This window comes from Paenibacillus rigui, from assembly GCF_002234615.1.
GTDB classification, from domain to species: Bacteria; Bacillota; Bacilli; order Paenibacillales; family NBRC-103111; genus Paenibacillus_S; species Paenibacillus_S rigui.
On record NZ_NMQW01000017.1, the window covers coordinates 493,927 to 506,811 of the forward strand.

At 54.0% G+C, this 12,885-nt stretch carries 13 protein-coding genes; 3 read left to right on the forward strand and 10 right to left on the reverse strand.

The features are described 5' to 3' along the window. Positions 1-53: 53 nt before the first annotated feature. Positions 54-1,370, reverse strand: coding sequence for a xylose isomerase (xylA, locus tag CF651_RS13425; protein WP_094015352.1), 1,317 nt, complete (start codon positions 1,368-1,370; stop codon positions 54-56). A gap of 217 nt (positions 1,371-1,587) precedes the next feature. On the opposite strand from xylA, the gene CF651_RS13430 reads away from it, so the two are divergent. Both CF651_RS13430 and CF651_RS13435 read left to right on the forward strand, forming a co-directional pair. Beyond that, positions 1,588-2,775 carry an ROK family transcriptional regulator gene (locus tag CF651_RS13430; RefSeq protein WP_094015353.1) on the forward strand — a complete coding sequence of 396 codons (1,188 nt, stop codon included), beginning with the start codon at positions 1,588-1,590 and terminating at the stop codon, positions 2,773-2,775. A 366-nt stretch (positions 2,776-3,141) separates the two neighbouring features. Beyond that, positions 3,142-4,350 (forward strand): MFS transporter, encoded by a 1,209-nt coding sequence (locus tag CF651_RS13435; RefSeq protein WP_094015354.1) that lies wholly within the window; start codon positions 3,142-3,144, stop codon positions 4,348-4,350. 153 nt (positions 4,351-4,503) lie between these two features. Here CF651_RS13435 and CF651_RS13440 read toward each other — a convergent pair whose 3' ends face one another. The 3 genes from CF651_RS13440 to solA form a co-directional block, all read right to left on the reverse strand. Continuing rightward, positions 4,504-5,370: an SDR family oxidoreductase gene (locus CF651_RS13440; protein ID WP_094015355.1), complete on the reverse strand. Its 867-nt coding sequence runs from the start codon at positions 5,368-5,370 to the stop codon at positions 4,504-4,506. A 177-nt stretch (positions 5,371-5,547) separates the two neighbouring features. Then, entirely contained in the window at positions 5,548-5,964 is a 417-nt protein-coding gene (locus CF651_RS13445; RefSeq protein WP_094015356.1) for an Rrf2 family transcriptional regulator, read from the reverse strand. 94 nt (positions 5,965-6,058) lie between these two features. Next, the gene (gene solA / locus CF651_RS13450; protein ID WP_094015357.1) at positions 6,059-7,192 is read right to left on the reverse strand and encodes an N-methyl-L-tryptophan oxidase; all 1,134 of its coding nucleotides are present in this window, start codon (positions 7,190-7,192) and stop codon (positions 6,059-6,061) included. A 107-nt stretch (positions 7,193-7,299) separates the two neighbouring features. Here solA and CF651_RS13455 point away from each other — a divergent pair, with 107 nt between their 5' ends. Then, entirely contained in the window at positions 7,300-8,160 is an 861-nt protein-coding gene (locus CF651_RS13455) for an aldo/keto reductase (protein ID WP_094015358.1), read from the forward strand. A 220-nt stretch (positions 8,161-8,380) separates the two neighbouring features. Here CF651_RS13455 and CF651_RS13460 read toward each other — a convergent pair whose 3' ends face one another. From CF651_RS13460 to CF651_RS13485, 6 genes are all read right to left on the reverse strand, one after another. Then, positions 8,381-9,556, reverse strand: coding sequence for an amidohydrolase (locus CF651_RS13460; protein ID WP_094015359.1), 1,176 nt, complete (start codon positions 9,554-9,556; stop codon positions 8,381-8,383). Next, positions 9,546-10,025, reverse strand: coding sequence for a DinB family protein (locus CF651_RS13465; RefSeq protein WP_094015360.1), 480 nt, complete (start codon positions 10,023-10,025; stop codon positions 9,546-9,548). Before CF651_RS13465 ends, CF651_RS13460 begins: the two co-directional genes overlap by 11 nt. Positions 10,026-10,054: 29 nt before the next feature. Next, positions 10,055-10,576 carry a GNAT family N-acetyltransferase gene (locus CF651_RS13470; protein WP_094015361.1) on the reverse strand — a complete coding sequence of 174 codons (522 nt, stop codon included), beginning with the start codon at positions 10,574-10,576 and terminating at the stop codon, positions 10,055-10,057. Between the two features lie 27 nt (positions 10,577-10,603). Continuing rightward, positions 10,604-11,356 (reverse strand): amino acid ABC transporter ATP-binding protein, encoded by a 753-nt coding sequence (locus tag CF651_RS13475; protein WP_094015362.1) that lies wholly within the window; start codon positions 11,354-11,356, stop codon positions 10,604-10,606. Next, positions 11,353-12,063, reverse strand: a complete 711-nt coding sequence (locus CF651_RS13480) for an amino acid ABC transporter permease (RefSeq protein ID WP_094015363.1) — start codon at positions 12,061-12,063, stop codon at positions 11,353-11,355. The genes CF651_RS13475 and CF651_RS13480 overlap by 4 nt, the downstream gene beginning before the upstream one ends. A gap of 104 nt (positions 12,064-12,167) precedes the next feature. Next, complete coding sequence (locus tag CF651_RS13485; protein WP_094015364.1) at positions 12,168-12,869, reverse strand: amino acid ABC transporter permease; 702 nt, start codon at positions 12,867-12,869, stop codon at positions 12,168-12,170. Positions 12,870-12,885: the final 16 nt, after the last annotated feature.

Genomic DNA, 12,885 nt, shown 5'->3' on the forward strand with positions numbered 1-12,885 from the left:
GCCATCATAGGTGAACCCTATCGGCTGCTGCAGACCATGCTTGAAATAAAAAATTAAACGTTGATGATGTATTGGTTCAAGATGTTTTTGATCAGCTCGGTGCGACCGGATTTGTTCACGATCGGGTTATTTTGCAGCGCATAGGCTTCCAGGCTGTGGAAGTTCGCTTTCCCTGCAACGATATCGGCACCGATGCCGGATTTGAATGAAGCGTAGCGGTCGTCGATGACATTCGTCAATACACGATCCTCCAGCAGCTTCGCAGCTACCTGCAGGCCTCTTGCAAAGGAATCCATACCCGCGATGTGCGCATATACGACATCGATCGGATCGAAGGAGGAACGGCGAACCTTCGCATCGAAATTCACGCCGCCGCGGCCGATTCCGCCTTCATTTTGCAGGATTTCATACATCGCGAGCGTCGTGGAGTACAGGTCTGTCGGGAATTCGTCCGTATCCCAGCCCAGAAGGTAATCGCCTTGGTTCGCATCGATGGAGCCGAGAGCGCCGTTAATGCGGGCCACATGCAGCTCGTGCTCGAAGGTGTGACCTGCCAGCGTCGCATGGTTCGCTTCCACGTTCATTTTGAAATGCTTCATCAAATCGTATTTTTGCAGGAACGACAAGGAAGTCGCCACATCGAAATCGTACTGGTGCTTGGAAGGCTCTTTCGGCTTTGGCTCGATCAGGAACTGTGCGTCGAAGCCGATTTCTTTGGCATAATCGACAGCCATGTGAAGGAAGCGCGCCAGGTTGTCAAGCTCAAGACCCATATCCGTATTCAGCAGTGTTTCATAGCCTTCGCGTCCGCCCCAGAACACATAGTTTTCTGCGCCGAGCTCTTTACCATGCTCCAACGCTTTCTTCACTTGTGCAGCCGCATACGCGAATACATCCGCATTGCTCGTTGTTGCCGCGCCGTGTACGAAGCGAGGGTTGGAGAACATGTTAGCCGTGTTCCACAGCAGCTTCTTGCCTGTTGCTTTCATATTATCTTTAATCAAGGAAACGATGACGTCGAGATTTTGGTTGGTTTCTTGCAGTGTGCTGCCTTCAGGAGCAATATCCCGGTCGTGGAACGCGAAGTAATCGACATCCAGAATGTTCAAAAGCTCAAAGCAAGCTTCCACACGCGCTTTGGCCAAATCCATACCGCTGTATTGATCCCAGCCGCGAATCGCCGTGCCCGCACCGAACGGATCCGTACCGTTTGCCGTGAAGGAATGCCAGTAAGCTACAGCAAAGCGCAGGTGCTCTCTCATCGTTTTGCCCAGCACGACTTGATCCGGGTTGTAAAATTTAAATGCCAACGGGTTCGTAGATTGCTTTCCTTCGAATTTCACTTTGTCCAAATTACCAAAATAACTCATCGATCGTCCCTCCGGAATGTGAATTGAAATTAGGAATACATGAATAAATGATGGCGGCATTGCGAAAAGCAAGCCGATTCAGTAACGCTTTCATCCCTATCATACCACCAGTCGCAAAGTTTGTAAATTGATTAAACAAACTTAGTTCGTGCATTCGTTTCGGGTTAATGTTAAAATCGGGCTATACCTTTTTATCGGAACCATATTGGGGGCAGCCATGAAACCTACCGGCGATTTAAGCTTAGTCAAAAAAATTAACAAATCTCTTGTGCTTGATTACATTCGAACCCAATCCCCGATCTCCAGAGCAAAAATTGCCGAAATATCGGGTCTGACGAAGGCAACGGTTTCAAGCCTTGTCAATGAATTGATTGAGAGCCATTTGACCTACGAAATCGGGGTCGGACAATCCAGCGGCGGCCGCAAGCCGATGATGCTGCTTTTTAACGGCACGGCCGGGTATGCGGTCGGTATCGACCTGGGTGTCCATTATATTTACGCTGCGTTGACGGACTTGAACGGCACGATCGTTGAGGAATACCGTATGTCGCACCGCAATGAATCCGTGGAGCAGGTTTTTGCCAAATTAATGGAATGTATCCGGGAGCTTATCTCGCGTGCACCGGAGAGCACCTATGGGATCGTCGGCATCGGCATCGGCATTCCCGGCATCAGTGATGAGCAGGGGAATGTGCTGTTCGCACCTAATCTCGGCTGGGAGCACGTGCCGCTGCAGGCTATGCTGGAGAAGGAATTCGATATTCCCGTCATCATCGATAACGAAGCTAATACCGGGGCCGTCGGAGAAAAGCAGTTCGGCGTCGGCAAGTCCGCCTCGCATCTTGTCTATATCAGTATCGGGATGGGAATCGGGACAGGCATCATCATCAATAATGAGCTGTACCGCGGGACAACCGGCTTCTCAGGCGAGCTCGGGCATATGTCCATCCAGTTCGACGGGCCGAAATGCCCTTGCGGTAACCGCGGGTGCTGGGAGCTGTATGCCTCCGAGCATGCGCTGCTCGATCGGGCGCGAACGGAGCTGGGGATTGCACAAGTCACCGTCGAGGATTTACTGAAGCTGGCGGAGGAAGGGCATCCGGCCGCTATCGGGCTGTTTGAACGGCTTGCGGACTATTTGAGCGTCGGCATCGTCAGCATCATCAACGGTCTCAACCCGGATCTTATCCTGATCGGGGGACGGCTGGCGGAGGCGCAGAAATGGCTGCGCGAGCCTATACTGAAAGCGTTGGAGCAGCGTTCGCTCCCCTACCCGAGGGAACAGCTTAACGTCCAGTTCTCGGAGCTGGGCATTCGCGCGACTGTGCTGGGAGCTTGCTCCTTTGTCATCACGAATTTCTTCGCTTCGACCAAGGTCCAATTGGATTGGAACCGGTACGTATAGCGTATCGTTGCAAAAAAAGCACGTCTGACCCTGTACCCCCAGTACGGTCGGACGTGCTTTTTTTCTCTGTGAACGGCCGCAAGTATGACGCTTGATGGCGTGTTCGGCAAAAGAACGGTCAGGGCGGGATGTCAAAAGCGCCGCCAATCCGATCAACGAAACAACCAAAGACAAGGCCGTGGCTCTGACATTGCGGCTGAGCCATACCATTCCCTTCTTAATTTCATACCGATTGGTATATTAAATTCCGGATAAAAACATCCAAATGTCAAATAAATATTGACATTAATCCTGTATCATATTAGGATTTGAGTCAAACATATTATGTACTGTTTGGTATATAACTAAAAGGAGTCTGACCAAGATATGTACGCTTCTGCACACAAGCAAGCCCAGCCCGACACGAACTCTGCTCTCCCCCGCTATTGGCCTTTTCTTTTTGCTGCCGCTAGCGGTACGGCCGTGGCCAATATTTATTATGCCCAGCCCTTACTGGATGCTATGTCCAAAGATCTGGAGATCCCTCTTGCCTCAATCGGAGGCATCATCACCGTAACCCAGCTGTTTTACGCGTTGGGGTTAGCGCTATTGGTGCCTCTCGGAGATTTGGTTAACCGGCGCAAGCTCGTCATCTCCCAAATGCTGCTGTCCGCCGCCGCGTTGGCAGCCGCAAGCGCTGCACCGGGCCGCATGATGCTGCTCGCAAGTATGGCGGCCGTGGGACTGCTTGCAGTCATCACCCAAACCTTGGTCGCCTTCGCTTCGACCTTGGCAGCACCCGGCGAAAGAGGCCGCGTCGTCGGCATGGTCACCGGGGGGATTGTGATCGGGATTCTTCTTGCAAGAACCTTTGCAGGTATGGTATCCGATTTGGGCGGCTGGCGGGCTGTCTACGGGGCCTCCGCCGGTTTAACGCTCCTCATGGCATGGCTGCTATCCCGCATACTGCCAAGCAATGACGCAGAAAGAACTTCACTATCGTACAAACAGCTGGTCCTCTCCCTGTTTCAATTGTATGCAGAGGAACGGGTGCTTCGGGTACGCGGCGTACTTGCCCTACTGATCTTCACTGCCTTCAGCACGCTGTGGACCCCGCTCGTCCTGCCGTTAAGCGGACCTGCTTATGCTCTATCCAAGACACAGATCGGGCTGTTCGGACTGTTCGGTGCTGCAGGGGCATGGGCCGCAGTCAGAGCAGGCGCTCTGGCTGACAGGGGCAAGGGCCAGCAAACCACTGGGCTTGCCTTAGCGCTGCTCACTGTTTCATGGCTGCCGATCCGTCTCATCGATCATTCCTTAGCCGCTTTGGCTATTGGCATTGTGCTGCTCGATCTTGCCGTTCAAGCCGTGCATGTAACGAACCAGAGCCTGCTCTTTGCGGTGAAGCCCGAAGCTCGCAGCCGTCTTACCGGCGGCTATATGATTTTTTATTCCATCGGCAGTGCTGCAGGCTCCCTGGCCTCCACCTTCCTGTATGCCCGCTACGGCTGGCAAGCCGTCTGCATGCTGGGCGCAGCCGTCAGCGCCTTGGCCTTCGGGTACTGGCTTGTAAACCGGCGTGTGCCTGAAGCATGAAAAAACCTTTACCGAAGCCTTGCGAAGATGAGCGACCGCGTTCAGCGGCAGGTTTTATCGCCAATAAAAATTTTGCTTTCCGCTTCATTCGGAAGCTTTAAATTCTTATGTGTAAAAAAACCGTATCCCTTGGAGGAATACGGCAAAACCAAATCAGGATTTCATCCCGTTCACAAGCTCCCGGATCACATCGCTTAACGGTGTCAACGGGCGGCCAAGCAGCTTCTGCAGGGCTCCGCTCTCGATATCCAGTGCCCCTTCTCTAATCCCGGCCTGAATCCCGGTAAGCAAAGGAATGAACGCATCCGGAACGCCTGCAGCCTGCATGATACCCGCATAAGCCGCATCATCCACCTGCTGGACCTGAACCTCGCGGTTCAATACCGTCCCGATCACCTTAGCCAGTTCCTCATGGGTGATCGGAGGACCGGAAAGCTCATAAACCGTGTTCTCATGGCAGCTGCCGGCAATTACCGCCGCAGCCGCTTGCGCATAATCCGCACGGGCGGCCCAGCCTACTTTGGCAGCACCTGCTGACGTTACCAACGGCGCTCCCGACAAAATCCCTTGGAGCAAGCCCGCTTCATTTTCCATATACCAGTTGTTGCGAAGGAAGGAATACGGAATACCTGTTTTGCGAATCGCCTCCTCGGTTGCATGGTGCACCGGAGCGAGGAGCAGCGGGGTATCCTCGGCTTTTACGACGCTAGTGTAGGCAATAAAACCCACGCCAGCCCGTTCAGCAGCGGATATGGCGTTCAAATGCTGACGAATCCGCGTATCGTTATCTCCCTGGGATGAAATGATCAGCAAGCGATCCACTCCGGCGAAAGCCGCATCGAGGGAATCGGGCCGGTCAAAATCGCCATAACGCACTTCCACCCCGCGGGAGCTCAGATGCTTCGCCTTCTCCGGCTCACGGACGCTCACCGCCAATTGATCGGCGGGTACCGCCGTCAGCAATGCGTCGACCACCTTCGCTCCAAGCTGTCCTGTTGCACCCGTCACTAAAATTTTCATAAAAGAATCCCTCCACATAAAATGATTTATAAAAAACCCGTTATAACCAATTTGGTTATAACTTAGTGAAAAAACCTCCATCGAGGCACTGTGAGGATGAGCGACCGCGTTCAGCGGCAGATTTTACAGCCATAACCAAATTTTACATCCGATGACCTCGGAAGCTCATCCACATTTTCACACGAATTTGGCAATCAGCTGCTGCAGGGTAACCTGAGCCAGTCTCTGTTCCATCGCCAATTGAGCCGCCCGCAGCTCATCGCGAAGCGCATTCTCAATATTGTTGCCTACGAGGCATGCATGGTTTGGCTCCTCATGAAAATGAAACAATTCCCCTTGATCCGCTACCTCCACCGCCCTGTATATGTCCAGCAGTGTTATTTCGCCCGTGTCTTTAAGCAGCGAAGCTCCGCCGACTCCGGGCCGAACGGCAATCAATCCTGCTTTCTTCAGCAAACGGATAATTTTCCGGATGATGACAGGGTTTGTATTGACGCTTCCTGCTATAAATTCGCCGGTGCTTTCGTTCGGAAATAAAGCAATGATTGAGAGAATATGGACGGCGACAGAAAATCTGCTGCTAATTTGCTTCATCGTTAATCACCCTCTCGTTGTAACCATATTAGTTCTAACCAAATAAAAAGTCAAGCTCGTTCATTTCAAAAAGTGAACGAGCCTGCACTCACTGTCACCTGAACCGTGAAAGGGCAAACGGCGTCACATCGAACCCCGTGCTCCCCTTCGTCACCAGATCGGATATCATTTCCCCGATGGCGCTGGCAAACTTGAAGCCGTGTCCCGAGAAGCCTCCGGCCAGCACAATCCGTTCGTTATCTGGATGACGGTCGATAATAAAATGCTCATCCGGCGTCATTTCATATTTACATACCGCTCCCCTCAACACCCGTCCCGCTGCCCGGGGCATGAACATCTCCAACGCCCGCCGCACATCCTGCTCATCCTCAGCATAGTGACCGAACGGCTCGAATGCCTCGCCCGGCAGCCATGCCTGCCCTCCGTCATGCCTGCCGATCTTCACGCCGGAGCCGCAGCTGCTTGGAAAGCCGTAGTAGCCTCCATCCCCACCGCCAATCGTAAAGCCCGGGAACCGCTCCACATCGAACATCGGTTCCTCCGCCTCGAACCAGGCAACGGCTTTGCGTACAGCGCGGATTGGCAGCCGGATCGTGTCCTGGAGCACGCCGAACCAGGCTCCCAGGCTAAGCACCACATGCTTCGCCGTATAAGTCCCCTTGTCCAACGTATGTACGGCCACTCCTTGGCTTACAGACTCCAAACGCGTGACGGGCGTGAAGGGCAGCATGTCAGCCGAATGCGCGGCAGCCTGCTGCCGGAAGGCGCGGACGCATGCTTCGCTGCGGACGTACCCGGCCTCTTTCTCATAGACCCCGATATACGAATCGGGCAGCTGCAGTCCGGGCCAGCGGCTCTCCATCGCTGCTGCATCCAATGCTTCAACGGCCAGCTTGTAATCTGCCGCTCTTTGCAGCTTGGCCTCAAGCCCCGGAGCCTTTGCCGGTCCCAGGTTCAGTACCCCGGAACGGATGACAAGCGGCTCGCCGCTGACCTGCTCCAGTTCTCTCCACAGCTGGTCCGAGCGAAGGGCCAGCTCGGTGTAGACCGGGGCTCCCGTGTAAGCATGGCGCAGCAGCCGCGTGTCCCCGTGATGGCTGCCCGACGTATGCGGCGGATCGAAAGCATCGAGGAGCAATACTTTGACTCCCTGCCTGGCCAAATAATACCCGGCACTCATCCCCATCGAGCCGGCGCCGACAATAATCACATCGTATGAAGTGCGAATATGAAGCCCTCCCTGTACGGTTCATCTATGTATAATTATGGTATACTTATTATAGAGCAATGGATTACCACCTGACCAACCCAACCTTCTTAAAGGAGTGAGCCTTGATGGAGCAAAGAGCCTACGGTACCACCGGCAAGCAGTTTCCTATTCTCAGCTTCGGCGCTCAACGTATTGTGGACGAGCATCACTGTACCGAAGAAGAAGCGATACAAATCGTTAACAGAGCCATCGATGAAGGAATTACTTACTTCGATACGGCTCCAAGCTACTCCCAGGGACAGTCGGAGGAACGGCTGGGCAAAGCTTTTCAACAACGGCGCAAGGACGTCCATCTCGTAACCAAAACGCACGACCGTACCCGGGACGGCTCATTGAGACTGTTGGAGGAAAGCCTCGGACGGCTTCAAACCGATTACATTGACGAGTGGCGGCTGCACAACATCATGACGATGGAAGAGCTCGACCGCTGCTTTGCGCCAGGCGGAGCACTGGAAGCCTTGATCGAAGCAAAGGAACAGGGGATCGTCAAGTCTCTCAGCATCAGCGGGCACACGAATCCGCACGTACAGCTCGAAGCGATCGAGCGGTTTCCTTTTGACAGCACCCTTGTCGCTTTATCCGCGGCGGATCATTTTATTTACAGCTTCGCCCACGAATTTCTGCCGAAGGCCGCAGAGAAAGGCGTTGCCGTCGTAGGCATGAAGGTATTCGCCCTCGGGAAGCTAGCGCCCTGGTATGAGAAGGCGCTGCGCTATACATTCTCTTTGCCTATATCGACGGCTATCGTCGGGATGGAGTCCATGGAGCAGCTGGAGAAAAATCTGGCTATCGCCAAAAGCTTTACACCGATGACGGAAATCGAAACCTTGGAGTTTTTCAAGGAAATCGTGCATTTGGCCAACCCTGACGTACTCCGGTGGAAAGCAAGCGAGTGGATGTCCGGCCAATGGTACGTCCGCGCCTAGAGCTTGCAGCGTCCAATTCGTGCTTGCGTCAGCGGGCTGGCAGGATAGCGCCGGCCTGCTGCGCCCGTCGCGTGTTAGCAGCTGCACGCGAAGCCCAAGCTTCGGCAAGGCACCTGTGCGTTTTGGCCAGGGATTAGCCGAGGCTGCCGGGGGCCGTGTCCTATAAGCCATGAATGAAGGAGGTTGCCTGAGCATGTCGCCAGGCAACCTCCTTTATTGACTATAATTGACCGTCTGAACCCAGCCGTTTCAACGCCTGGATCGCCGTCAACGCAAACAAGGCGGAGCTGGGAACGAGCGCATCTTCATTCAATGTAAATCGGGGATGATGCCATTCCTCCGTTCCGCTTGTTCCCATCCACAGGAAGCAGCCCGGCACCTGCTCCTGATAATGCGCGAAGTCCTCGCCTCCGCTGGAGCGCTGAGCCTCTGTCACTTGAAGGTCCAGTGCTCCGGCGGCTTCCCGGACAATGTCCACCATCGCAGGGTCATTCGTGACCGAAGGAATGCCGGCATACCAGCTCAGATCAATCTCCGCTCCGTAGCCCGACGCTATCCCGGCGGCCAACCGTTCAAGCAGCTGCGGAATGCTCCTGCGCACCTCCGGATCGAACGTTCTTACGGTTCCGTCCAGCACTGCTTGATCCGGGATCACATTCCATGTCGTTCCGGCATGAAAGCTGCAAATGCTTAAGACGGCGCTGTCAAACGGGCTCAGGCTGCGGCTGACGACAGTCTGCAGACTTCCTACGATCGCGCTTGCCGCTACAATCGGGTCAATGGCCCTGTGGGGAATGGCGGCATGGCCGCCTTTGCCGTTGACCCGAATTCTGAAGCCGTCTACGCTTGCCATCAGCGGCCCCGGCAGCAGCCCTATCGTGCCTACCGGCAGCTCCGGCTTGTTGTGCATGCCGAAGATGGCCTTCACGCCCTCAAGCGCTCCTGCGCCGATCATTGCCTTGGCGCCGGTTCCCTTCTCCTCCGCAGGCTGGAACAGGATACGGACTGTGCCCTTCATCTGCTCGGCAAACCGGTGCAGCAGCAGCGCGGCTCCGACCATCCCCGCCGTGTGAAAATCATGGCCGCAGGCATGCATCTTCCCTGCGACCGTCGATGCGAAGGGCAAGCCGGTCTCCTCCTGCACGGGCAGTGCGTCGATATCCGCCCGAAGCGCAACCGTTGGCCCGGGCACAGGGCCTGACACCTCGGCCAGCACGCCTACCGGAAGGTCCATAGGCAGCAGCTTGATGCCTTCGGCTGCCAGCAGCTCCGCAATGGTTCGCGTTGTCTCTACCTCCTGCATCGACAGCTCGGGGTAGCTGTGCAGCTTGCGGCGCAGCTCCACCAGCTTCGGCTGCAGCTCCTGCGCCGCCTGCAGCAGGACATCAGGCTTCATGGAAAGTTCCCTTGATCCGGTCAATTTGCCCCAGATGGGTCTGAACATGCTTCACAAAGCCTTGAACCGCGCTTAAGAGCGTGACGGACTCCCCTTTGAAATTAATGCCGCTTTTATTCCAATCCTCCGGGGACAGCCGTTGGAACAACAGGCTGTTATAGGTTAGCAGCGCACGAAATACGGCTAAAATGTCCTCTGCGGAGCTTTCATTCGCTTTCGATTCACTTACCCAAGGGTCCTGCTGGAAGGCCGGGAGCTCCGCGTGGGGCTCGGCAATGATTTTACGAATACGAAGCGAAACGACGATATTATGATCCGCCAAATGGGAAAGCACCTCGGTAATGCTCCACTTGTCCGGCGCCGGCTTCTGCTTCAGCTGTTCCTCGGACAGCCCGGCGATCGCTTCGCTCAGTTGATTGTAAGTACCGGTATAGGCTTGCAGGTCGATGACCGATTGAATTGAACTCATTGGAAATCCCTCCAGAAATATAGTAGGTTTTATTGGTTTTGCACAGGTATGGACACCTGCTCCGGGATGGCGTCCGGCACCAGTATTTTCGTTAAAAAAACGAGCTGATCGTCCTTGCCCAAGGCTCTCTCATAAAACGGCTTGTAGCCCTTTCTTTCATACATTGGCAGCAGCCACGGATGCTTCCTTGATGTTGCGAGCGTGACGGCAGAAGCCTGTAATGCATCCCGGAGGATCGCTTCCTCCACATACCGCAGCAGCTTTGACCCCACCCCCTTAGAACTAACAAGCGGGTCTACGGCAAACCAATACAGGAACGGATACGGCGTTACTTCCTGAAGCGGCTTGTGGGAAATCGTCGCTACAATCGCCCCGTTCTGCTCCAAAACGTAGCAGTTATTCTGAATGACATTGTTACGGATCATCTCGATATCGGCATGAACGGCATGAAACTCGATACCCAGCTCCCGGATCGATTTGTACGCTCCTAGAATGACCTTCAACACCTTCTCGCTATCCTCCGGCACAGCCCGCCGGTACACTTCGCTCATTTCCTCACCTCATTCCATAGGATTGAATTAGATTACATAGCTCCATTCCGGCGTGATCCGTTTCAGGAACTGCTTCGTTCTCTCCTCTTTCGGCTGGCTGAATATTTGCTCAGGCTTCCCTTCCTCTACGATGACCCCGCCGTCCATAAACACCACATGATTGGATACTTCACGGGCAAAGCTCATCTCGTGCGTCACGACGATCATCGTCACGCCTTCCTTGGCTATTTTACGAATCACCGACAGCACTTCGCCTACAAGCTCCGGATCAAGCGCGGAGGTAGGCTCATCGAACAGGATGACTTCCGGATTCAGCGCAAGCGCCCGGGCGATGCCGACCCTCTGCTGCTGTCCGCCGGACAGCTGGCTTGGATAGTCGTTGATTTTGCCGGACAAGCCAACCTTATCCAGCACCTCCAGGCTTCTCGCTCTGGCTTCGTCCTTTGGAACCTTCCGGGCCGTAACCAGCCCTTCCATTACGTTCTCCAGCACAGTTTTATGCTTGAACAGGTTGTAGTGCTGGAACACCATCGCCGTTTTGCGGCGCAGCTTCAATATGTCCTGCTTGCCGGGATGCTTGCAGTTGACAGTGAAATCACCGATGGTGACCTCCCCCTCTCCCGGCCGCTCCAAATAATTAATGCAGCGGAGCAGCGTCGTTTTGCCCGAGCCGCTGGGGCCGAGAATGACGACGACATCCCCTTTTTCCACCGTCAAATGTATGCCGTTCAGCACCTTCACTTTACCGAACGATTTGTGTATATTGTTGAGCCGGATCATACGACGCCACCTCTATTGTAGGATGTAACCCTTTTTTCCAAAAAAGCGGTGAGCCTCTCAGCAAGAAACGTGAGTCCCCAGTAAATAAACGCTGCAGCAATGTAAGCTTCCAAAAACTTCAGATTCACGGATGCGACGACGCTCGCTTTTCCGAGAAGCTCCATCTGGGACACGGTGAACGCCAGAGAGGAGGTGTGTAAAAAACCGATGAAAATGTTGCACAGGTTCGGAAGAATGACTCCGATGGCCTGAGGCAGCACAACCCGTACCAATGCCTGAGGCGTACTCATGCCAACGGAATAAGCCGCTTCAAGCTGGCCCCGGTCCACCGATAGAATACCCGAGCGGATAATCTCGGACATGTAGGCGCCTGCGGCCAACGAAAATCCGATAAGCACGAATAACAGAATCGGAATAGAGGCTGTCTTGATCCCCCAGCCGAACACGCTGGACAGCTTGTCAATCAGCATCGGAAGCCCGAAATAAATAACGAACACGTGTAAAATAATCGGGGTTCCCCTTAAAAAGGATACGTAGAAATCAAACAAGGGATAAATCGGCTTCACCTTGTAAATTCGGACCAGCGCGACCCCCACGCCTATAAAAAAGCCGACGATCAAGGGGACAACCGTGATAATCATCGTCAGCGGCAGCGCTTTTATAATTTCAAAAAAGGAAGTATAAATGAAAGCAACATCAATCGTCAGCGTTATCCCTCCATTCTCTTGCGGATACAGGATTCACCGAAAGCATCCCGGTCCCGGCCCCTTTTCGCAGGGAAGTGCGGCTTGTATGACCGAGTCTGCTCCCGTTAGCGCGCGGCCAGCCTGCGCTCGTGCCGCTGCAATCTTCGCTCTGAAACCGCAAACAGCTTTTCCAGCCCAATCACCGTAACGTAGTAGATAATGGATAAGGAAATATATACCTCCAGAAAATGCGCAGTCGCGCCAATAATGGCTTCGCCCCTTCCCATCATATCCATGACGCCAATGGAGAAAGCGAGCGAGGTATCCTTTAAATACCCGATAAATGTGTTCGCAAAGTTCGGAAAGGCAACCTTCAACGCCTGCGGGACGACAATTCGGAAAAACGTTTGCCCTGACGTCAAGCCTACCGAGTAGGCCGCCTCTGTCTGGCCTCGGTCGACACTGTTCACGGAAGCCCGCATATTTTCGGAGATGAACGCCCCGCTGCTGAGCGAATACGTAATAATAACGAACACGATCGGATTCACTCTCGACAGATCGATTCCTATCGGCTTCAGCAGTTCCGGCAGCCCATAGTAAACAAGAAACAGCTTGATCAGGATCGGAGTTCCTCTGACGAAGGACACATACACCGCACCGATCTGGCTCAGTACCGGTACTTTGTACAAACGGGGAACGGCAATGATCAGCCCGACCGCAATGCCGAACAAAAGCGAAGCGATGACAATAAACAATGTAATATGAAGGTAGGATAAGAGCTTGGGAAGGTTCTCCCAGATCATCGTGACATCAAAAGCTTTTCCCATTCACACCCTGCACCTT

Coding starts and splice junctions, on each gene's coding strand:
- CF651_RS13455 (WP_094015358.1), top strand. CDS start 7,300: ATGGAGCAAAGAGCCTACGGTACCACCGGCAAGCAGTTTCCTATTCTC.
- CF651_RS13475 (WP_094015362.1), bottom strand. CDS start 11,356: ATGATCCGGCTCAACAATATACACAAATCGTTCGGTAAAGTGAAGGTG.
- CF651_RS13435 (WP_094015354.1), top strand. CDS start 3,142: ATGTACGCTTCTGCACACAAGCAAGCCCAGCCCGACACGAACTCTGCT.
- xylA (WP_094015352.1), bottom strand. CDS start 1,370: ATGAGTTATTTTGGTAATTTGGACAAAGTGAAATTCGAAGGAAAGCAA.
- CF651_RS13465 (WP_094015360.1), bottom strand. CDS start 10,025: ATGAGTTCAATTCAATCGGTCATCGACCTGCAAGCCTATACCGGTACT.
- CF651_RS13445 (WP_094015356.1), bottom strand. CDS start 5,964: ATGAAGCAAATTAGCAGCAGATTTTCTGTCGCCGTCCATATTCTCTCA.
- CF651_RS13430 (WP_094015353.1), top strand. CDS start 1,588: ATGAAACCTACCGGCGATTTAAGCTTAGTCAAAAAAATTAACAAATCT.
- CF651_RS13460 (WP_094015359.1), bottom strand. CDS start 9,556: ATGAAGCCTGATGTCCTGCTGCAGGCGGCGCAGGAGCTGCAGCCGAAG.
- CF651_RS13485 (WP_094015364.1), bottom strand. CDS start 12,869: ATGGGAAAAGCTTTTGATGTCACGATGATCTGGGAGAACCTTCCCAAG.
- CF651_RS13440 (WP_094015355.1), bottom strand. CDS start 5,370: ATGAAAATTTTAGTGACGGGTGCAACAGGACAGCTTGGAGCGAAGGTG.
- CF651_RS13470 (WP_094015361.1), bottom strand. CDS start 10,576: ATGAGCGAAGTGTACCGGCGGGCTGTGCCGGAGGATAGCGAGAAGGTG.